The 19,902-nt window shown below is 65.6% G+C and carries 18 protein-coding genes; 2 read left to right on the forward strand and 16 right to left on the reverse strand.

What is annotated here, in order from left to right:
* Nucleotides 1-12 precede the first annotated feature (12 nt).
* Entirely contained in the window at nucleotides 13-969 is a 957-nt protein-coding gene (locus tag QM588_RS13010; protein ID WP_283313849.1) for a serine hydrolase, read from the forward strand.
* A 5-nt stretch (nucleotides 970-974) separates the two neighbouring features.
* Here QM588_RS13010 and trmD read toward each other — a convergent pair whose 3' ends face one another.
* The 12 genes from trmD to ftsY form a co-directional block, all read right to left on the reverse strand.
* Nucleotides 975-1,655 carry a tRNA (guanosine(37)-N1)-methyltransferase TrmD gene (trmD, locus tag QM588_RS13015; protein ID WP_283313850.1) on the reverse strand — a complete coding sequence of 227 codons (681 nt, stop codon included), beginning with the start codon at nucleotides 1,653-1,655 and terminating at the stop codon, nucleotides 975-977.
* A 3-nt stretch (nucleotides 1,656-1,658) separates the two neighbouring features.
* Nucleotides 1,659-2,198, reverse strand: a complete 540-nt coding sequence (gene rimM / locus QM588_RS13020) for a ribosome maturation factor RimM (RefSeq protein ID WP_027496688.1) — start codon at nucleotides 2,196-2,198, stop codon at nucleotides 1,659-1,661.
* Nucleotides 2,199-2,213: 15 nt separating this feature from the next.
* Nucleotides 2,214-2,456 (reverse strand): RNA-binding protein, encoded by a 243-nt coding sequence (locus QM588_RS13025; RefSeq protein WP_027496687.1) that lies wholly within the window; start codon nucleotides 2,454-2,456, stop codon nucleotides 2,214-2,216.
* Nucleotides 2,453-2,932 carry a 30S ribosomal protein S16 gene (gene rpsP / locus QM588_RS13030; RefSeq protein WP_032366399.1) on the reverse strand — a complete coding sequence of 160 codons (480 nt, stop codon included), beginning with the start codon at nucleotides 2,930-2,932 and terminating at the stop codon, nucleotides 2,453-2,455. The genes QM588_RS13025 and rpsP overlap by 4 nt, the downstream gene beginning before the upstream one ends.
* Before the next feature lie 171 nt (nucleotides 2,933-3,103).
* Nucleotides 3,104-3,979, reverse strand: a complete 876-nt coding sequence (locus QM588_RS13035) for a CPBP family intramembrane glutamic endopeptidase (RefSeq protein ID WP_283313854.1) — start codon at nucleotides 3,977-3,979, stop codon at nucleotides 3,104-3,106.
* Nucleotides 3,972-5,090, reverse strand: a complete 1,119-nt coding sequence (locus tag QM588_RS13040; RefSeq protein ID WP_283313855.1) for an amidohydrolase family protein — start codon at nucleotides 5,088-5,090, stop codon at nucleotides 3,972-3,974. The genes QM588_RS13035 and QM588_RS13040 overlap by 8 nt, the downstream gene beginning before the upstream one ends.
* Before the next feature lie 11 nt (nucleotides 5,091-5,101).
* Entirely contained in the window at nucleotides 5,102-6,661 is a 1,560-nt protein-coding gene (gene ffh / locus QM588_RS13045; protein ID WP_135043941.1) for a signal recognition particle protein, read from the reverse strand.
* 153 nt (nucleotides 6,662-6,814) lie between these two features.
* Nucleotides 6,815-7,774, reverse strand: a complete 960-nt coding sequence (locus QM588_RS13050) for a M23 family metallopeptidase (RefSeq protein WP_283313860.1) — start codon at nucleotides 7,772-7,774, stop codon at nucleotides 6,815-6,817.
* A 202-nt stretch (nucleotides 7,775-7,976) separates the two neighbouring features.
* Nucleotides 7,977-10,508, reverse strand: a complete 2,532-nt coding sequence (locus tag QM588_RS13055) for a [protein-PII] uridylyltransferase (RefSeq protein WP_283313863.1) — start codon at nucleotides 10,506-10,508, stop codon at nucleotides 7,977-7,979.
* Nucleotides 10,498-10,836, reverse strand: a complete 339-nt coding sequence (locus QM588_RS13060) for a P-II family nitrogen regulator (RefSeq protein ID WP_019664269.1) — start codon at nucleotides 10,834-10,836, stop codon at nucleotides 10,498-10,500. Before QM588_RS13060 ends, QM588_RS13055 begins: the two co-directional genes overlap by 11 nt.
* Nucleotides 10,837-10,908: 72 nt before the next feature.
* A complete protein-coding gene (locus tag QM588_RS13065) occupies nucleotides 10,909-12,213 on the reverse strand; it encodes an ammonium transporter (RefSeq protein WP_373453891.1) in 1,305 nt (434 codons plus the stop codon).
* 186 nt (nucleotides 12,214-12,399) lie between these two features.
* Entirely contained in the window at nucleotides 12,400-13,776 is a 1,377-nt protein-coding gene (gene ftsY / locus QM588_RS13070) for a signal recognition particle-docking protein FtsY (RefSeq protein ID WP_283313865.1), read from the reverse strand.
* A 97-nt stretch (nucleotides 13,777-13,873) separates the two neighbouring features.
* Here ftsY and QM588_RS13075 point away from each other — a divergent pair, with 97 nt between their 5' ends.
* On the forward strand, nucleotides 13,874-14,506 hold the full coding sequence (locus QM588_RS13075; RefSeq protein ID WP_283313866.1) for an MSMEG_1061 family FMN-dependent PPOX-type flavoprotein: 633 nt from the start codon (nucleotides 13,874-13,876) through the stop codon (nucleotides 14,504-14,506).
* Between the two features lie 7 nt (nucleotides 14,507-14,513).
* Here the strand turns inward: QM588_RS13075 and smc are convergent, their stop codons facing one another.
* From smc to QM588_RS13095, 4 genes are read right to left on the reverse strand one after another with little or no spacing between them, the layout of a single operon-like run.
* Nucleotides 14,514-18,188 carry a chromosome segregation protein SMC gene (gene smc / locus QM588_RS13080; RefSeq protein WP_283313867.1) on the reverse strand — a complete coding sequence of 1,225 codons (3,675 nt, stop codon included), beginning with the start codon at nucleotides 18,186-18,188 and terminating at the stop codon, nucleotides 14,514-14,516.
* A gap of 59 nt (nucleotides 18,189-18,247) precedes the next feature.
* Nucleotides 18,248-18,523: an acylphosphatase gene (locus QM588_RS13085; protein ID WP_283313868.1), complete on the reverse strand. Its 276-nt coding sequence runs from the start codon at nucleotides 18,521-18,523 to the stop codon at nucleotides 18,248-18,250.
* A complete protein-coding gene (locus QM588_RS13090; RefSeq protein ID WP_283313869.1) occupies nucleotides 18,520-19,416 on the reverse strand; it encodes an SMP-30/gluconolactonase/LRE family protein in 897 nt (298 codons plus the stop codon). Before QM588_RS13090 ends, QM588_RS13085 begins: the two co-directional genes overlap by 4 nt.
* Nucleotides 19,416-19,844: an OsmC family protein gene (locus QM588_RS13095; RefSeq protein WP_283313870.1), complete on the reverse strand. Its 429-nt coding sequence runs from the start codon at nucleotides 19,842-19,844 to the stop codon at nucleotides 19,416-19,418. Before QM588_RS13095 ends, QM588_RS13090 begins: the two co-directional genes overlap by 1 nt.
* Nucleotides 19,845-19,902: the final 58 nt, after the last annotated feature.

The following is a 19,902-nucleotide window of genomic DNA, read 5'->3' on the forward strand; positions in this document are numbered from 1 at the left end:
AGAGATCTGTAGATGGTCAGGGGGGCCCGGTTACTGACCGCCACCTGCGCCGCACTGTTGGTCCTGAGCGGTTGCTCCGCACCGCCGGACGATCAGGCCGGCGATCCCGGTAGCAGAGGGTCGGCCGAGACATCGGCATCACCGTTCCCGGATATCCAGAAGGTCGACGGCGTGGCCTTGGAAGCTCGTATTCCGATGGCGGTGGAATCGGCGCGAGCCCGAGGTGCAGATGTGAATTTCGCGTTGCTGGATCGAGAGACCGGTTCCTACTACAGCAGCGATGCCGACGAGCCGATCGAAACCGCCTCGGTCTCCAAGCTCTTCATTGCCGACGAGGTGATGTTCGAGGCGCAGTCGCAGAACCGCCCCGTCTCCGCCGACGAGCTGGCCACGATGACCAGCATGCTCGAGTTCTCCGACGACAATGCCGCCTACACGCTCTGGTATCGATACGGTTCGTCCGAGATCGTCCGCGCAGTCGCAGCGCGATATGCTCTGAGGAACACCGATGCTCCCGGTGACGACCAGTGGTACAACACGGAAACGACTCCCAGCGACCTTGTCGGCTACTACGCCGGGCTGCTGAACGGCAGCGGCGGCCTGACCACCGCGTCGACCGACGTCATCGTCGGAATGCTGCGACGCTCGGCCCCCGTAGCTGCCGACGGCTACAAGCAACACTTCGGGATCGTCGACGGCTTACCGGGCGAGACCGTGCATGCAGTCAAACAGGGCTGGATGTGCTGCGTGTCCGATCGGTGGGTCCATCTGTCGACGGGAACCATCGGCGCAGACAATCGATACGTACTGGCCCTGTCGTCCCGTGAAGACATCTTCTACGCCGACGACATGGAAAGTTACCCGGACACAGCCGTCGTCGACGTGAGCGACGACGCCAGCGCACTGCACGCGCGAGACACTCTGACCGGCTTCGTGTCGATGTTGTTCCCCGACGGCAGAATCAGCTGAAAACTTCAGTCCGCCAGTAGATCCGGGCGTCGGTCCGCTGTTCTGCTCAGAGATTGTTCTCGACGCCAGGCGGCGATCTTTGCGTGGTCGCCGGACAACAGAATCTCGGGGACGTCGAGTTCTCGCCATCGGGCCGGCCGCGTGTAACTCGGACCTTCCAGCAGACCATCGGAGAACGAATCCTCTTGGTGCGACTGCTGATTTCCGAGTACGCCCGGCATCAATCTGACGACGGCCTCGGCCATGACCAGTACTGCCGCCTCGCCGCCGATGAGAACGTAGTCTCCGATGCTGACTTCCTCGACCCGAACGCGGCGTGCGGCGTCGTCGAACACGCGTTGATCGATGCCTTCGTAGCGACCGCACGCGAACACGAGATGCTGTTCGGTGGACCATCTTTCGGCCGTACGTTGCGTGAACGGCACTCCTGCGGGGGTGGGGACGACGAGGAGTGACTCGTCGGTCAGCACGTGGTCGAGTGCGTCACCCCAGACGGTCGGCTTCATGACCATTCCCGGTCCGCCGCCGTACGGGGAATCGTCGACGGCCTTGTGGACATCGTGGGTCCAGGAGCGCAGGTCGTGAACCCCCACCGACACCAGCCCGCGATCGATTGCCTTGCCGAGCAAAGCTGTACGCAGTGGGGTGAGGTATTCCGGGAAGATGGTGACGACGTCGAGGCGCACGAACTACTCCGGATCCAGCAAGCCCTCGGGCGGATCGATCTCGATTGTCTTGTCTGCCAACGACACAGAGGTCACGATGGCCGAGACGAAGGGGACGAGGATCTCGGAACGACCGGATTCCTCGTCAGCACTCGGCGTGATGGACAGTAGTTCGCCTGCTGCCGAGTGCAGGACCTCGCGGACGGTACCGACGACGGAACCGTCGGTCAGTACGACGGTGAGGCCTTCGAGTTCGTGATCGTAGAACTCGTCCGGATCGTCGGACGGCGGGAGATCGGTGGATTCGACGACGAAGAGAATCCCGCGCAGTTCGTCCGCTGCGGTCTTGTCGTCGATACCGTTCAGACGCAGCAGAAGCCGCCCGGAGTGTTCCCGGACGGCGTCCACCGTGTGTGTCACGGGCTGTGCATTCGATCGTGGCTTGCGGCCACGCAGAACCGTGCCGACGGCGAATCTGTCGTCGGGGTCGTCGGTGCGAACCTCGACAACCACTTCGCCTTTGATGCCGTGCGACTTGGCGACACGACCGATGACCAGCTCCATGATGGGTTACGTGACCTATTGGTCCGTGTCGACGACGTCGACGCGGATGCCGCGACCACCGATTCCGGAGACGAGAGTGCGCAGCGCCGTAGCGGTGCGACCACCGCGTCCGATGACCTTGCCCAAGTCGTCGGGGTGCACGTGAACTTCCACGGTGCGACCACGACGGCCGGTGATCATCTCGACGCGAACGTCATCGGGATTGGCGACGATGCCGCGAACGAGATGTTCGACGGCATCGGCGACAACGGCACTCACTTCTCAGCAGCCTCGGCGGCCGGCGCGTCTGCCGTCTCGGTTGCTGCAGCGTCCGTGGTCTCCGCGGCAGCGGAATCGTCCGACTTCGGTGCCTTCTTCTTCTTGGCGGTGGTGGCCTCGCCCTGGGGCTCGGAATCTGCCTGCGCCAGCGCAGCGTTGAAGAGGTCGAGCTTCGACGGCTTGGGCTCGGCGACGCGGAGGGTGCCCTCGGTGCCGGGCAGGCCCTTGAACTTCTGCCAGTCGCCGGTGATCTTGAGCAATGCCTCGACGGGCTCGGTCGGCTGCGCGCCGACACCCAGCCAGTACTGCGCACGCTCGGAGTTGATCTCGATGACGCTGGGGTCCTGCTTGGGCTCGTACGTCCCGATGGTCTCGATTGCACGGCCGTTACGGCGGGTGCGGGCGTCGGAAATGACGACGCGGTAATGCGGGGTGCGGATCTTGCCGATACGCATGAGCTTGATCTTGACGGCCATGTTCTGGTGAAGCCTTTCGAGGAGTGGTCACTGCGCAATTCAGCGGTTCGCACGGCATGCGAACCCGGTTTTGCGTTGGAGTTGTCGTGACCGCCGCGCGGTACGTAACCGGAGACGGGCGAACAGCGGTCCATTCTGCCAGACGACCACCCGATACCCTCAATCGCCCGGTCAGGCCAGCAGGATCACCAAAGCCGGAAAGGTGTTGTTGACGGCATGAGCCGTGGTCGACGCGACGATCGAGCCACTTCTCATTCTCGCGATGCCGATGGCGAGTCCTCCCCACAGCAGGACGACGAAGCGCCACCATTCTCTGTGCCAGATCGCGAACATCACCGCCGTGATCACCAGTACCACCCAGCGGTTGCCCAGCCACGCCATCGGCATGGGTCGAGTGCGTTTTTCCAGAGCTCCCCACAACATGCCGCGGAACATCGTTTCTTCGCAGATCGGTGCGCCGATCCAAATCCACACGGCGAAAACGACTTTCCACCCCACGGCGATGTCTGCCATACCGCCCAGCGGTGCCTGGTCCTGGACATCGATACGCGAGAGCAGCACGAGCGCGAGCAGCACTCCACCGACGAGGGCAACTCCACCCCAGGCCAGACCCGATCGGATGTGGCCGACGAGTTCGTGAACGGATCTCGGGAGCCCGAAGTCGACGACGGGGCCGTTGCCCCTCGACATCGTGAACGCCACCGCCAGTCCTGCGGCGAGCAGGCTCGGGATCATGATGCCCACGACGAACAGCGGCGAGGACTCCGAGGACACGACCAGGCCGAGGAGCAGGAACCCGGCAAGATTGAGGCCGAGTACGAGGGCGGCCGCCGGCAGTCCCCACCGCTGGCCGGGTCTGCGCTCCGCGGCCGCTGCTTCGGCACGCCAGTAGGTCTCGGACAGTCCCGAGCCCTGCTGTTGCACGTGATTCATCGGTGCCATCCCCGCCCAGCTGGGCCGGTTCACGTCGAATTCCCCCGCGCCTCCTGGTGTGCGGCCGACCTGGTCGGCACCGAATCGGTCCGGGCCCTGCCGCGAATCAACCATCGCCGTATCCCGATCCACTCGCGGCGCGTCCGCGACGATCGGTCACGCGGCCGCGCAGAATCACCAACTCGGGGTTGGACAACACGTCCGCTCCCCCGCGCGGGTCGTCGGAGTAGACGACGAGATCTGCGGGCGCGCCGTGCTCGAGCCCGCCTCGCCCCAGCCATGTCCGAGCATCCCAGCAGGCTGCACCGAGGGCATCGGTCGGTGACAGTCCGACGCGTCCCAGAGCGTCCACTTCGTCGGCGATGCGGCCGTGCGCGATGGATCCGCCGGCATCGGTTCCGGCGAAGATCGGGATACCTGCGTCGTGGGCTCGGCCGACGGTATCGCCGACTCGCGCATGCAACGCGCGCATGTGCCGCGCGTAAACCGGGTAGCGGATGGCCGAGTCCGCGATGCCGGGAAAGGTGTCGATGTTGATCAACGTCGGCACCAACGCTGTCCCGTGCTGGACCATCATCTCGATGGTCTCGTCGGTCAGGCCGGTGCCGTGTTCGATGCAGTCGATACCTGCCGCGATCAGTCCGGGGAGCGCGTCTTCCCCGAAGACGTGAGCGGTGACGCGTGCCCCTTCCGTATGGGCTGCGGCAATGGCGTCGACGAGGATCGCGTCGTCCCAGAGCGGCCGGAGGTCTCCCACCGAGCGGTCGATCCAGTCACCGACGAGCTTGACCCACCCGTCGCCGAACCGCGCTTGTCGGGCGACCGCCTCTGGAAGTTGTGATCCGTCCTCGATATCGATCGCCAGGCCGGGGATGTACCGCTTCGGGGAGGCGATGTGGCGCCCGGCCCTGATGATGCGCGGGAGGTCGTCGTAGTCGTCCAACGCCCGCGTGTCGACCGGAGATCCCGCGTCACGCAGCAGCAGAGCCCCGACGCCTCGTTCGATCTCGGCCTGCGCAATCGACCCCGCCAGGTCGGTGTGTCCTCCGCCGTACTCGATGCCGACGTGACAGTGCGCGTCGACGAGTCCGGGCAGAATCCAGCCGCCGTCGTGGATGAGGTCGGCGTCGGCGATGGGCTCCGTGGACAGGACGCCGCCGTCGATCCACAGGTCGACCGGGGACTCGTCCGGCAGCCCGCGTCCCCGCACCCGCAACGCCGACACCGCAGGCCCGCTTACTTCTTCGGCAACTTCAGTTGCGAGAGATCGATACCCTCGAGCCCCGGCGGCAATTGATCGAGGCCCTTGGGCATCGACGACAGGTCGGGCATTCCGGCAGGCATTCCACCCGGCATTCCGGGGAACCCGCCACGGATCTTCGGCTGTGTGGGTCCGCGAGCACCCTTCTTGCCCTTCTTGCCCTTCTTGTTGTTGCGCACCTGCTTCCGCGCACCCGGCATGCCCATCCGACCGGCCATCGCCGACATCATCTTGCGTGCCTCGAAGAACCGATCGACAAGTTGATTGACGTCGGAGACCTTCACGCCCGAGCCGTTCGCGATCCGCAGTCGTCGGGAGGCATTGATGATCTTCGGATCGGTGCGCTCCTGCGGTGTCATACCGCGAATGATCGCCTGCACCCGGTCCAGTTGCTTCTCGTCGACATTGGCCAGTTCTTTCATCTGGCCCGCGCCGGGCAGCATTCCCAACAGATTTCCGATGGGACCCATCTTGCGAACGGCCATCATCTGCTCGAGGAAGTCGTCGAGCGTGAGCTGGCCGGAGCCGATCTTGTTGGCTGTGGCCTCGGCCTGCTCGGCGTCGAAGTGTTGCTCGGCCTGCTCGATGAGGCTGAGTACGTCGCCCATCCCGAGGATGCGACTGGCCATGCGGTCGGGGTGGAAGACGTCGAAATCTTCGAGCTTCTCGCCGGTCGACGCGAACATGATGGGCTGCCCGGTCACCTCACGCACGCTCAGTGCTGCGCCGCCACGGGCATCGCCGTCGAGCTTGGTGAGCACGACACCGGTGAAGCCGACTCCGTCGCGGAACGCCTCGGCGGTGCTGACGGCGTCCTGGCCGACCATGGCGTCGAGAACGAACAAGGTTTCGTCGGGCTCCACCGCGTCGCGAATCCCGGCGGCCTGGCGCATCAGCTCGGTGTCGATACCGAGACGGCCTGCGGTATCGACGATGACCACGTCGTACTGCTTGCTGCGCGCCTCGGCGACTCCGGCGCGGGCCACCTCGACCGGGTCCGCGGCCGACACACCGAGCGCATTCTCGCCACCGCCGATGGACGTGCCCGGGTGAGGGGCGAACACTGCCGCGCCTGCCCGTTCGCCGACGATCTGGAGCTGGCTGACGGCACCGGGACGTTGTAGGTCGCAGGCGACGAGAAGCGGGGTGTGTCCCTGGCCCTTGAGCCACTTGGCGAGCTTGCCCGCCAAGGTCGTCTTACCGGAACCCTGCAGGCCGGCCAACATGATGACGGTGGGTGGGTTCTTGGCGAACACCAGTCTGCGTGTCTCGCCGCCGAGGATGCCGACCAGTTCCTCGTTGACGATCTTGACGACCTGCTGGGCCGGGTTGAGTGCGCCCGATACTTCGGCACCCTTGGCGCGGACCTTGATGCGGTTGATGAATTCCCGCACGACGGGCAACGCCACGTCCGCCTCGAGCAAGGCCAGTCGGATCTCGCGGGCGGTGGCGTCGATATCCGCACCGGACAGTCGACCTTTGCCACGCAGGTCCTTGAGAGTCCCGGTCAACCTGTCGGAAAGGGATTCGAACACCGATTGCACTCCTGAGCTAGCCGATCACCGAAAACGAGCCGAGTCCGGCACTGTCACCAGACCGAGTCCGGCGTTGTCACCAGACTAACGCCAGCCCACCTTATCCTCGCTCAGGGCGTCGGGCGGTGAGTCCGCTCGGTGCGGTACGACCGGTCAGGCCTTGCTCGCGGAATCGCTCCACGTCACAGCGACGCCGCGGGTGGAGAGCCACTGTGCGGGATCGACTTTGACGCCGGCGGGATCGTGAACCTCGAAATGCAGGTGCGGGCCGGTCGACTGACCGCGATTGCCCACTGTTGCGATCTGTTCTCCCGCTGTGACCCGCTGACCGGGCTGCACCGAGAAGTCGTCGACGTGTCCGTAGATGGTCTCGGTGCCGTCGTCGTGCAGGACCTTGACCCAGAGTCCGAACCCGGACGCCGGTCCCGCATCGGACACCGTGCCGTCGGCTGCAGCGTAGATGGGCGTGCCGATCGGGGCGGCGATGTCCAGCCCGCTGTGCTGCGTGCCCCACCGCGAACCGAAGTTCGACGTCAACACTCCGGCAACAGGCTGGACCGTCGCCTTCTTCAACGAACGCAGGCTCTCGAGCGGCGACGCCGGCCCGGCACCCGTTCCGCCGAGTCCGACGTCGTCGAGCCACTGCTGAGCCGCGGCGTCCACCTCGGGGCCGAGAGCAGCGAGCGGTCCCGGAGTCGGTACCTGTGTGGAGGCGTCCGACGGGATTGCCGAAAGATCGGTCTGTGGGGCCGGAGCGACGTCCGGTGCGGCCTGCGGCGGCGCACCGAAAGGTGGTGCCAACTGCGGCAGCTCGAACTGCGGTGGCACGAACTGCGGTGGGACGAACTGGGGCAGCTCGAATCCGGCAGGCAGCACACCCTCCGGGACGGCGAAGGGGAATCCGGCCGCGGGCGGTTCCGGGGCGGGTGCCGCGCCTGCGGCACCCGCGCCCATGGTCGTCGCGCCGACGACGATGGCGCCGGTGGCGGCGACGATGGTGGCCGCACGCCTGCCGGTCTCCTGAACTTCCTCTGCGGCGCGATGTTTGCCACCCGACGCACCCGATGCCGTCTCGGCCGGTACGTAGATGTTCGACCGTCGGTGTGATCCCACAGTGCGTGCCTCTCGAAATGTCAGAATTGGAGCCTGCAGGAACGACGAGACGTTCCAGCAGCGGAGCCGGCAGTTCGGGCCGGAGGGCCCGTTGCGTCAGGTGACGAACATAACAAATCGGTCTCGGGGGTAAACCCATCGGCCGGAAGTTCGTGAAATGTCACCACGGCATGTCGGTTTCCGACGAACTTCCGACCAACGGTCAAGTGCCCTCGGGCTTTTCCGGGGGTTTGGGCGGTTCCGGCGATGGCACGACGGCGAGGAGCGCGCGTTCGAGATCCTCGCGCACCGCCCGACTGTCCGCGCCGGCCAAGTCGATGCAGAAGGAATCGACCACAGAACTACCCAGCGTCGATACCCGCGCCCAGCGGATGTCGAATCCCTGCTGCTCGATTGCGCTCGCCAATCGACACAGCAGGCCGAGGCGGTCCTCGGCTCGCAGTTCGAGCACGACCTGACCCGGTTCGTTGTCGTCGAACCACAGCACCCGAGGCGGAGCCTGGGCGTACAGGACCGGCACTGCCGAATCCTCGCCGTCCTGGTCCGTGGTCTCGACGCGGGCGTCTCGTTCCTTGGCATCGAGCACAGCGACGAGGTCCAGCTCGCCCGCCTGCGCACGGATGATCTCCTGCCGGATCAACCCCGCCTGCGGCGGAGCGCCGAACAGGGGCGCGACATCGAACGAGTTGATCGCCGAACCGTCGTGACTGCCGAGCGAGGCCGACAGCACCCGCAAGGAATGCAGTGCCAGCACTCCGGCCGCGTCGGACAGCAGTCCTGGAGTATCGGGCGCGACCACGGTCACGACGAAGGTGTGCAGACCGTCGGTGGGCGTGATGTCGACGTGCACTCCCCCGCGCGAGGCCAATTCGATGTGCGCTGGGTCGAGCGGATCCGGCGACGGCAGAGTCTCTCCCGCCATCACCAGCCGACAACGACGAACGAGTTCACGGATCAGCGACGCCTTCCAGTCCCCCCACACTCCGGGTCCGGTCGCGAGAGAGTCCGCCTCGGCGAGTGCGTGCAGAAGCTCCAGCAGCACGGTGTCCGCGCCGAGCGCATCCACGACGGTCTGCACGGTTGCCGGGTCGTCCAGATCGCGACGGGTGGCAGTCTCCGGCAGCAGGAGGTGATAGCGGACCATTGCCGTCAGCAGAGCCACGTCGGAGGGCCACAAGCCGAGCCGGTTACCGATCTGAACGGCGAGATCGGCACCGACGACGCTGTGATCGCCGCCACGCCCCTTTCCTATGTCGTGGACGAGCGCGCCGAGCACCAGCAGATCGGGACGAGCAACGCGTGTGGTCAATGCACTTGCGTACGCGGCAGTTTCGACCAGGTGTCGATCGACGGTCCAGGTGTGCACCGCATCTCGAGGCGGCAGATCTCGAACCGCACCCCATTCCGGAATCAGCCTGCCCCACAACCCGGTTCGATCGAGCGCCTCGATGGCCGCGATGGCCTTGCGGCCGGATCCCAGCAGCACCAACAGATCGTTGAGTGCCTCCTTGGGCCACGGTTCACGGAGTTCGGGGGCGCTGTCGGACAATCGGTTGAGCGTGGAGGCAGACATCGGCATGCCGGTCTGAGCAGACGCGGCCGCAACCCGCATGATCAGACCCGGATCCTTGTTCGGTCGTGCGTCGCGTGCCAGCACCACCTCGCCGGCGTGCTCGACGACTCCCTCGTCCAGCGGACGGCGAACGGGTACGCGGCGTAGACGCGAAAGACCGCGTCGTGGAAGCGAATTGCCGGCGGTACGCAAACCCACATCGACGGAGTAGCTGATGGTGCGTGCCGAATCGCTGAGCACACGAGCGAGATCGAACCGATCGCCGATGCGAAGCGCAGCACCGATCTCGTCGGCATCCTGCGCCCGCAGCTGATCTCGGGCACGACCGGCCACCCGGTGCAGTTCGGTCCGCACGTCGAGAAGTCGCCCGTGTGCGAATGCCAAACCGCCACCGGGTGATTCGGGCCCCAACCCGGGCATACCATCGGTCAACTGAGCGATCGAGAGGGCGTCGAGCAGTTGCACGTCGCGCAGCCCTCCGCGGCCGCTCTTGAGGTCGGGTTCGGCACGGTGAGCGATTTCGCCGCTTCGTGCCCAGCGCCCCTGAGTCTGGCCGATCAGCTCGTCGAAGCGACCGCGAATTCCGGTGCGCCACTGCCGACGGATGCCGCCGATCAACAGGTTGCTCAATTCCACGTCCCCGGCAATGTGGCGTGCTTCGAGCATGCCGAGTGCTGCGGTCATGTCCGCCGCGGCAACTTGCAGGGCCTGCGGCACCGTCCGCACACTGTGATCGAGCTTGATGTGGGCGTCCCACAACGGGTACCAGAGTTTGTCGGCGACGTCGGCCACGATGCGGGGGTCGAGATCGTCGTGCAACAGAATCAAATCCAGGTCGGAGTACGGCAGCAGTTCGCGACGCGCCAGACCTCCGACTGCCACTATCGCGAAACCGGAATCCGGTTTCACGCCCAGTTCTGCGCCCTTGGTGGTCAGCCAGAACTCGTGAAGATCGACGAGCGCCTGCCTGAGCGAGGGCGCATCGAGTCGGCGGTTGCGGGTGCCGCCGTCGAGAAGTTGCTTTCTGGCCCGAGCGAGATCCGCAGCTGCATCGCTCGCGCCCTTCGATGCGGAGCCCGTAGAGACCGAAGGCCCCGGTTCTGGCGCGCGTGCGCCAGAACCGGGGCCCCCGGACCGAGACCCTGTGGGGTCAGAGCGCATCGGCGCCACGTTCTCCGGTTCGGACTCGGATGACCGAATCCACCGGGGAAACCCACACTTTGCCGTCACCGATCTTGCCGGTGCGGGCGGCTTCCACGATGACCTCGACGACCTTTTCCACTGCGGCGTCGTCGACGACTACCTCGACACGCACCTTCGGAACGAAATCGACCGAGTACTCCGCACCTCGGTAGACCTCGGTGTGGCCCTTCTGGCGGCCGTAGCCCTGAACTTCACTGACGGTCATTCCGAGCACGCCGGCCTGTTCCAGCCCCGTCTTGACGTCCTCCAGGGTGAACGGTTTGACGATTGCCGTGATCAGCTTCATTTTTGCTTCCCTTCACAAGACCTCGAGTGCCCGTTGTCGTACGGTGCAGCGTTCATCTCTATCTCTACCTTGTCAGGCGAAATCATATGCAGTCTCGGCGTGCTCGGCCTCGTCGATGCCGTTCGCCTCTTCCTCGTCCGTCACGCGCCAGCCCAGCGGCTTGAGCGCGAAGGCGATGACCGCGGTCACGATGGCGGTGAAGATCAACGCGAACAGTGCGATGACGATCTGCACCACGAGCTGCTTGTAGTCACCACCGTAGAACAGGCCGGTCTCGGATCCGAGGAAGCCGATTCCGATGGTGCCCCACAGGCCTGCGACCAGGTGGACGCCGACGACGTCGAGCGAGTCGTCGTAGCCGAACTTGAACTTCAGGCCGACGGCGAGAGCGGACAGCACGCCCGCGATGACGCCGAGGATCATGGCTCCGACCGGGGTGAGCGCGCCGGCGGCCGGGGTGATGGCGACCAGTCCTGCGACGATGCCCGATGCGGCACCGAGGCTGGTTGCGTGTCCGTCGCGGATGCGCTCGGTGATCAGCCAGCCTGCGATGGCCGCTGCGGTGGCCGCGGTGGTGTTGACCCAGGCCACGCCGGCGATACCGTCGGCGGCGAAGGCCGAACCGGCATTGAATCCGAACCAGCCGAACCACAGCAGCGCTGCGCCGAGCATGACGAACGGGAGGTTGTGCGGACGGTAGGCGACCTTGCCGAATCCGGCTCGCTTGCCGATGATGATCGCCAGGATCAGGCCCGCGATGCCGGCGTTGATGTGCACGACGGTTCCACCGGCGAAGTCGATCGGTGCGACGTTGGCGACGGTGTCACCGTCGTCGTTGACCATCGTCCCGAAAATCTTTGCGGCCAAGCCCTTCTCGGAGCCCGACAGCAGTCCACCACCCCAGACCATGTGTGCCAGCGGGAAGTACGCGAGGGTGACCCAGATTCCTGCGAAGGCGAGCCAGGTGCCGTACTTGACTCGGCCGGCGATCGAGCCGCTGATCAGGGCGACCGTGATGATGGCGAACGTGACCTGGAACGCTACGTCGATGACGTTGGCGTAACCCCACGCGCCGGCGATGTAGTTGCCGTCCGCGTCGGTGATCGAATCCTTGAGTCCGAAGAACTCGAACGGGTTGGCGAAGACACCGCCGATGTCCTGGGTGCCGTAGGACATCGACCATCCCCACAGGAAGTAGATGATCGAGACGACGGCCATGGCTCCGAACGACATCATCATCATGTTCAACACGGACTTCGACTGCGACATACCGCCGTAGAAGAACGCCAAGCCCGGCGTCATCAGCAGTACCAGCGATGCTGCCATCAGCATCCACGCGGCGTTGCCGGAGTTGGCCAACATATCCTCGGGACTCACGTACACCCTCCATTCTCCTGCACACCGGTTGGCGCGCCGTTACGCAAGAAGAGTGGTTTCACGAAGTTTCATCCGTGACACTCGGGTGTTTCGGGCATGTGAACGCATGACCGAATTCTGTTGCTAAAAGGTTTCGTGCTGGCGTTTGTGCTTTTTACCCGGTTCGCGGGAGCCCGGCGAGTTCGATCAACCGAGCAGTGCGTCGACGAACGCGCCTGGCTCGAACGGAGCCAAATCGTCGGCACCTTCGCCGAGACCGACGAGCTTGACGGGTACCCCGAGTTCCCGCTGTACCTGAAAGACGATGCCGCCCTTCGCGGTTCCGTCGAGCTTGGTCAGCACGACACCGGTGATGTCGACGATCTCGGCGAAGACGCGTGCCTGAGTCAGTCCGTTCTGGCCGACCGTCGCGTCCAGAACGAGCAGCACGTCGTCGACGTGGGCGCGCTTCTCGATCACACGCTTGACCTTGCTCAACTCGTCCATCAGACCGGACTTCGTGTGCAGGCGACCTGCGGTGTCGACCAGGACCACGTCGACTCCGTTCTCGATTCCCTTGCTCACCGCGTCGAAGGCAACGGCGGCAGGATCAGCGGCCTCCTTGCCGCGCACCACCTCGGCACCGACTCGCTCCGCCCAGGTCTGCAGCTGATCTGCGGCAGCGGCACGGAACGTGTCGGCCGCACCGAGGAGTACCCGCCGGCCATCCGCGACCAGGACACGGGCGAGCTTTCCGGTAGTGGTGGTCTTGCCGGTGCCGTTGACTCCGACGACCAACAACACCGCAGGCGCGCCATCGTGTGGAAGCGCTCGAATCGACCGATCGAACTCCGGATGCAATTGCGCAACGAGAATCTCGCGCAGCAGTGCTCGCGCATCGGCTTCGGTACGAATACTGCGAGCTGCCATCTGCTCGCGCAGCGTGCGCATGATCTCCGTCGTCGTGGCCGAGCCGATGTCGGCGATCAGCAACGTGTCCTCGACCTCTTCCCAGGAGTCCTCGTCCAGGTCTCCGCCGCCGAGCAATCCGAGCAGGGACTTGCCCACCGCGGACTGGGAACGAGCCAGCCGTCCACGAAGACGGTCCAACCGACCTTCGGTCGGATCGATGGTGTCCAGTCGAGGAGCAGGTGCCTCGGCGTCCGGGGCGGGTTCCGGCACCGCAGGCGCGGTGGGCTCGTCAGGCTCGACGGGCTCGACAACCGGCACCTGAGGCTCGACGACCGGAACCTCGGGGTCGAGGACCTCCGGCTCGTCCCGAGTGTGGGTGGGTGGCACCGGCGGCGGCTCTGCCGGGAAGGTCTCGACAGGCTTCGGGGCAGGCGGGACGGGCTTCGGGGCAGGCGGGACGGGCTCGGCGGTGGTAGTGCCCTGACTGAACGAGAAACCGCTGCCCGCGGTGTAGCCACCGGATCTGTCCTTGGTGGCCGCGTCCTCGATTCGGGCGGCCTCGTCCGACTTGAGGCTCACCCTTCGGCGACGGGACAGTACGAACCCGGCGACGAGGACGACGAGGAGGACGGCAGCGATCGCCGCGACGATGATCCACGCTTGATTACTCACGTGACCATCCTCTCAGGTGGTCACGACCGGACGCATCGGTGGTGCGTCGGCGAAAAGCGCTGTCCGCCGTTCGGGTCGTGTCGATAGCATCGTCGCCATGACGTGGACCACGGTGCGCGACGCCGACCAACTGACCGCCATGTTCGGCGAACCCAGCTTCCGAGCGGCCAACAAGGATCGCCGGACACTGCATCCACTCGACGTGCACTGGCTCGCGTCCTCGCCTTTCTGTTTGATGGGTACCTCGGACGCAAGCGGACGGTGCGACGTCTCCCCCAAGGGTGACCCGCCCGGCAGCTTGGTCCACGTCATCGACGAGTCCACGATCGCGCTGGCCGAACGTCCCGGTAATCGTCGGATGGACGGCTACCGCAACATTCTCGAGAACCCGTTCGTCGGCCTGAACTTCTTCGTGCCCGGTCGCGGCGACACCCTGCGGATCAACGGTCGCGCGTCGCTGGTGACCGACGCACCGTTCTTCGACGAACTACAGGTCAAGGGCCACCGACCCATCATGTGCCTCGTCGTCGACATCGAGCAGGTGTTCCACCACTGCGCCAAGGCATTCATGCGGTCCAAGTTGTGGCAGCCGGACACGTGGGATGCGGACTCCATTCCCGATGTCGCGTCCTTGACGAAAGCGTTGATTCCGCAGGCACCCGAAACGGTGGAAGAACTCCGAGAGTACTACGGGCCCTCCTACGCCGAGCAGCTCTACCCCGAGAAGTAGCGCAAACTCACGTCGCGGAATCGGTGTCGATGGGCACCGACACGTCGGGTTCGGCGGCCTCGACGGCGGGTTCGACTGCATCGACGGCGACGCGCTCGCGATTGAGCCGCTGCGAGATCACGGTGGTGATGCCGTCGCCGCGCATACTGACGCCGTAGAGGGCGTCGGCCACCTCCATCGTCGGCTTCTGGTGCGTGATGACGATCAGTTGCGACTTCTCACGGAGTTGCTCGAACAAACCGATGAGTCGCCGCAGGTTGGTGTCGTCCAGCGCTGCTTCGACCTCGTCCATCACGTAGAACGGCGACGGTCGAGCACGGAAGATCGCCACGAGCATCGCAACGGCCGTCAGCGACTTCTCGCCGCCGGACAGCAGCGACAGACGCTTGACCTTCTTGCCGGGCGGCCGTGCTTCCACTTCGATTCCGGTGGTGAGCATGTCCGACGGGTCGGTCAGAATCAGCCGGCCCTCGCCACCGGGGAACAGTTTGGCGAAGACACCGGTGAATTCACGCTCGACGTCCAGCCAGGCCTCGGTGAACACCTGCAGGATGCGGTCGTCCACGTCTGCGACGACCCCGAGCAGGTCCTTACGCGCGGACTTGACGTCCTCGAGCTGGGTGGACAGAAAGTTGTATCGCTCTTCCAATGCCGCGAACTCTTCCAGAGCAAGCGGGTTCACCTTGCCGAGCGTGGCCAGATCCCGTTCGGCGCGTTTGACACGCGCCTGCTGAGTGGCGCGGTCGAACGGCATCGGAGCGGGCGCCACCACCTGCTCACCGCGTTCCTTGGCCGCCTCGTACTCGGCCATTTCGAGTTCGGTCGGAGGCAGCGGGACGTCGGGGCCGTATTCCGCTACCAAGTCGTCGAGACCGATACCGTGCTGTTCGAGAATGGTCGTCTCGAGTTGCTCGATGCGCAGGGCGGCCTGTGCGCGCGCCACCTCGTCGCGGTGCACCGCGTCGGTGATCGAGGCCAGCTGTCCCTGCAGTGCCCGTACCTGCTCCTTCACCGTGTCGAGTTCGGCTGTGCGCGTAGTGCGTTCGGCCGAAAGCTCGTCGCGCCGTCGTGCGGCAGCAGCGACGACCGCCCCGAGACAAGACGCGAGCTCCTCACCCGACTCCGCCACTGCGGCAGCGACCGCGGCCGCATGACGCCGAGCCGCGCTCTCCCTCTCGGCCCTGGCTCTGGCCTCCCGCTCGGCTCGCGCCGCCCGGCGCAGCGAATCTGCCCGTCCCCGGACCGACTGCGCACGCTCCTCCGCGGTGCGCACGTTCAGCCGCGCTTCGACTTCCACGGCGCGAACCTCGGTGAGCGCGGCCGCCGCCATTTCGCGTTCCATCGTGGTGGCCGCGTCACCGCTCTCACCGTCTCCCACGAACCCGGATTGTTCGTCCTCGGCAGATCGCAGGCTGTCCTCGAGCTCGGCCAGCCGAGCGACTGCTTCCTCGCGACTCGTCTCGGCCGAATCACGCTGCGTCGTCAACCGTGCCGACTCCGCGTGAGCCGACCGGGCCAGTTGACCGAGCCTGCCCAGCTGCTCGTACACAGCTGCCATAGCGGCATCGGATTCGTTGAGGGCAGCCAGGGCCTGCTCCGCCGATTCACGTCGGTCGCGCTGTTCCGCGAGCGCACCGGAGAGCGCTGCATCGAGTTCCTCGGCCCGGCGCACGGCCGCGGCCAGCTCGACGGTCGAGGTGTCGATGGCGGATTGCACTTCGAGCGTGCTGGGCCGTCTATCCGATCCGCCGGTCACCCACCCGGGTTCGACGACGTCGCCGTCCCTGGTGACCGCGCGCAGTCGGCCGTTGCCGGAGACGAGTCGGTGCGCGGTGTCGAGCGAGTCGACGGCGACCACGCCGTCGAGCAATGCCGTCATGGCACCGGCCAGGCGGTCCGGGTAGTCGATGAGATCGAGCACCCATCGCGCGCCATCAGGAAGTTCGGGGCGCGAGAGTGGTTGCACTGCAACAGAACTGCCGTGCACGATGGCAGCGCGACCTCCGTCCGCAGCGCGTAGCGCCAGGACTGCGTCGCGGGCAGCGGCGAACGACTCGGCGTGCGCAGCGTCGGCCGCCGGTCCCATAGCGACTGCGACCGCGATCTCGTATCCCGGCTCGACCGTCAGGTGCCCGGCCAGCAGTCCCGACAATCCGTTCTGTTCGTTCTCCACCAACCAACCGGCACCGTCTTTTCGTTCGAGGCCCATCGTCAGCGCCTCGATCCTCGCTTCGAAGGACGCCACCCGCTTACCCGCAGTCCGTTCTTCGGCCTGCAATTCCGAGACACGCGCATCGGCATGACGTAGCGCAGCCACTGCGCGCTCGTAATGGGTGTCCAAGCTCAGTTCGCTGGCGTCGAGGGTGCCGATCTGGTCCTGCACGCTCTCGAATTCGCGCTGGGCCGCCTCGCCCCGTTCGCGGGCCTCGTCGATGGCCACCGACAGGCGTGCCACCTCGGCGTCGATCGATTCGACCTTGGTCCGGAAAGTATCGACCCGCCCGGACAAGCGTGCAAAGCCCTCCCTGCGATCGGCCACCGCACGCACGGCCGCCAGGTGCGCCCGTTCGGCAGCCGCAGCCGCCGACTCTCGTTCGGCCAACTGTTCGCGGGCCGCCTCGAGGGTTTCCCGCGCCATCTCCACGGCTTCGACGAGTTCCATCTCTTCTTCGGCAACCCGCTCGGCCTGTGCCTCGAGCTCGTCTGGGTCCTGCCCTCGACCGGCGCTCTGCACGGAGTCGAGGTGCCGGGCCCTCTCGTGCGCGATGCGAACAGTCGCGTTGACTCGTTCGGCCAGCGCGGAAAGGCGAAACCACGTCTGCCCGGCTGCTTCGGCGCTGGGCGTCAGGCGAGCCACGGCTTGCTCGTGTTCGGCGAGGGCGACGGTCCCCGCCTCGAGGGCGTCCTGCACCATCGCATACTGCTCGCGAGCCGCTTCCTCGTCCTGCGTCTGGTTGGCGAATTCCTCTCGCCTGGCCACCAAATCGTCTGCTGCCAGCCGAAGGCGAGCGTCGCGCAGGTCTGCCTGCACCGTCTGCGCTCGACGTGCGACCTCGGCCTGCCGACCCAACGGCTTGAGTTGCCGACGCAGTTCGGTCGTCAGATCGGTCAGCCGCGCGAGGTTGGCCTGCATCGCGTCGAGTTTGCGGACCGCCTTTTCCTTGCGTTTGCGGTGCTTGAGAACGCCGGCAGCTTCCTCGATGAATGCTCGCCGGTCTTCCGGACGGGATTCGAGAATCGCCGCCAATCGGCCCTGCCCGACGATCACGTGCATCTCGCGCCCGATACCGGAATCGCTCAGCAGCTCCTGCACGTCCATCAAACGGCAGGAGCTTCCGTTGATCTCGTATTCGCCCGCACCATCGCGAAACATGCGGCGGGTGATCGACACCTCGGAGTAGTCGATCGGCAGCGCGCCGTCGGAGTTGTCGATCGTCAGCGTCACCTCGGCTCGACCCAGCGGCGCTCGACCCGAGGTTCCCGCGAAGATGACGTCTTCCATCTTGCCGCCACGCAGGGCTTTGGCTCCCTGCTCGCCCATCACCCAGGTCAGAGCATCCACGACATTGGATTTACCGGAGCCGTTCGGTCCGACCACACAGGTGATACCCGGCTCGAATCGAAGAGTCGTCGCCGAAGCGAAGGACTTGAAGCCCTTGAGCGTCAGACTCTTCAGATACATAGCGTCCGTACTTTACCGGCCGGGTGCCCACCCGCGCGCCCAGCCTCCGGTAGTGCAGGTCAGCGCTCGACGAAACCGCTCAGATCACCGCGGGCCGACCCCCAACTCTCGACGACGAGCGTCACCGTGCCGGGGGTTCCCCCGCCACGTAACAGTTCGAGAAGCACGTCGAGACGATCGCGCGGTCCCTCGGCGACCACCAGTACCCGTCCGTCGGCGTGATTGGTCGCATGACCGACGAGACCGAGTTCGAGAGCACGCGATCGAGTCCACCACCGAAATCCGACGCCCTGCACCAGGCCGTGCACCCACGCCGTCAGACGCTCGTCGTTCATGCCGGGCTCAACTCTCGGACGGATCCGTCGAAACTCGTTGCGTACAACGACGTCGGGTCGAATCCCTCCCCGCCGAACGCGACCGCGGATATCAGCGGCACACCTGTCGCCACGACACACGACGCCCCCGACGTCGGATCGATGCGAAGAACTCGTCCCGCGAGATTCTGTGCGAGATAGACCATTCCGTCGATACCCACGGTCAGGTCGTCCGACATGGTGAAGGGTCCGAATCCGTCGAGGCGAATGTGTGAGACCGGACCTGACGGATCCTGCTCGTCGAGGACGTTCACGACGGGCTCCACATCGAATGTGTTGGCCACGTACATCTTCCCGCGTGCAATGGCAATCCCGTTCGCGGACCCCAGATCGGTACGAATTTTCGAGACCGTACCAGCGGGTGCCACGGACGACAGTCCGGGAGCAGCGCCCAGATTGCGAGTGACGAAGAAAGTACCGTCGGCCGATTCGGCCAGTCCGTTGGGCATCGTCAGGCCCGACGCGTACGTCGAGCGATCGCCGGTATCGAGATCGAGCGCGGCGATCGTTCCGGTCGAGGAATCGAAAAGTCCTGCGGCCGCACTGTTTCCGGTGGTGAAGTACAGGGTGTCTCCGTCCCGCACCAAGCCGCCGGGTGACTCGACGCCCGACACCAGAGTGCCCCGGTCTCCGTTCGGCGCGACGCTACGTAGAGCACCCGGTCCGATCGGCGAGGTCTCGGAAACGATCAGCGAGCCGCGGCCGTCGAACTCGAGATTTTCGAGCATCCCGAGCCCCGACGCCACTGTCCGGACAGACCACGGAGTGCACGCACTCGACGCATGTGCAGCCGGGGCCGCGGCGATCGACGCGCCGCAGAGCAACACAGCGGTGAGGATCGCCCGAGACTTCATCAGGCGTCCACGTCGATGTCCAGGTTGATCGCGGTTCCGGCCTTCAAGGTTCGCCCGACCGTGCACACCTTGTCGATGGCACGCTCGACGACGGTCAGCAGACGCTGCTGCGCCTCGGGATCCATCGCACTGAGATCGACTCGAAGGATTTCGTTCAATTCCGGGTACAGCTCGTTCTCGCGGTCGGCGGTCCCCGACACCTCGACGGTGGCGGAGTAATCATCACCGAGTCGACGAGAGAGCGGGACGTCGGAGCTCATGCCCGTGCATGCCGCGAGGGCGATCTTGAGCAGCTCTCCCGGAGTGAAAACACCCTCGACCGATTCGGACCCGATGAGCACCTCGGCTCCCCGCGAACTGCGACCGGTGTATCGACGTGTGCCTGTGCGCTCGACCCAGAGGTCGGTCGGCGTGCTCTGTTCTGCCATGACCAGAAGATACAGGCGGCCGGCAGGAGTGGAGCCTGCGGAATGACCATTTCGGCAG

Source organism: Rhodococcus sp. IEGM 1354, assembly GCF_030056855.1.
Classification (GTDB): domain Bacteria; phylum Actinomycetota; class Actinomycetes; order Mycobacteriales; family Mycobacteriaceae; genus Rhodococcoides.

Coding starts and splice junctions, on each gene's coding strand:
- QM588_RS13010 (WP_283313849.1), top strand. CDS start 13: ATGGTCAGGGGGGCCCGGTTACTGACCGCCACCTGCGCCGCACTGTTG.
- rimM (WP_027496688.1), bottom strand. CDS start 2,198: ATGGAGCTGGTCATCGGTCGTGTCGCCAAGTCGCACGGCATCAAAGGC.
- rpsP (WP_032366399.1), bottom strand. CDS start 2,932: ATGGCCGTCAAGATCAAGCTCATGCGTATCGGCAAGATCCGCACCCCG.
- QM588_RS13035 (WP_283313854.1), bottom strand. CDS start 3,979: ATGGTTGATTCGCGGCAGGGCCCGGACCGATTCGGTGCCGACCAGGTC.
- QM588_RS13055 (WP_283313863.1), bottom strand. CDS start 10,508: ATGCGCTCTGACCCCACAGGGTCTCGGTCCGGGGGCCCCGGTTCTGGC.
- QM588_RS13060 (WP_019664269.1), bottom strand. CDS start 10,836: ATGAAGCTGATCACGGCAATCGTCAAACCGTTCACCCTGGAGGACGTC.
- QM588_RS13075 (WP_283313866.1), top strand. CDS start 13,874: ATGACGTGGACCACGGTGCGCGACGCCGACCAACTGACCGCCATGTTC.
- smc (WP_283313867.1), bottom strand. CDS start 18,188: ATGTATCTGAAGAGTCTGACGCTCAAGGGCTTCAAGTCCTTCGCTTCG.
- QM588_RS13085 (WP_283313868.1), bottom strand. CDS start 18,523: ATGAACGACGAGCGTCTGACGGCGTGGGTGCACGGCCTGGTGCAGGGC.
- QM588_RS13090 (WP_283313869.1), bottom strand. CDS start 19,416: ATGAAGTCTCGGGCGATCCTCACCGCTGTGTTGCTCTGCGGCGCGTCG.
- QM588_RS13095 (WP_283313870.1), bottom strand. CDS start 19,844: ATGGCAGAACAGAGCACGCCGACCGACCTCTGGGTCGAGCGCACAGGC.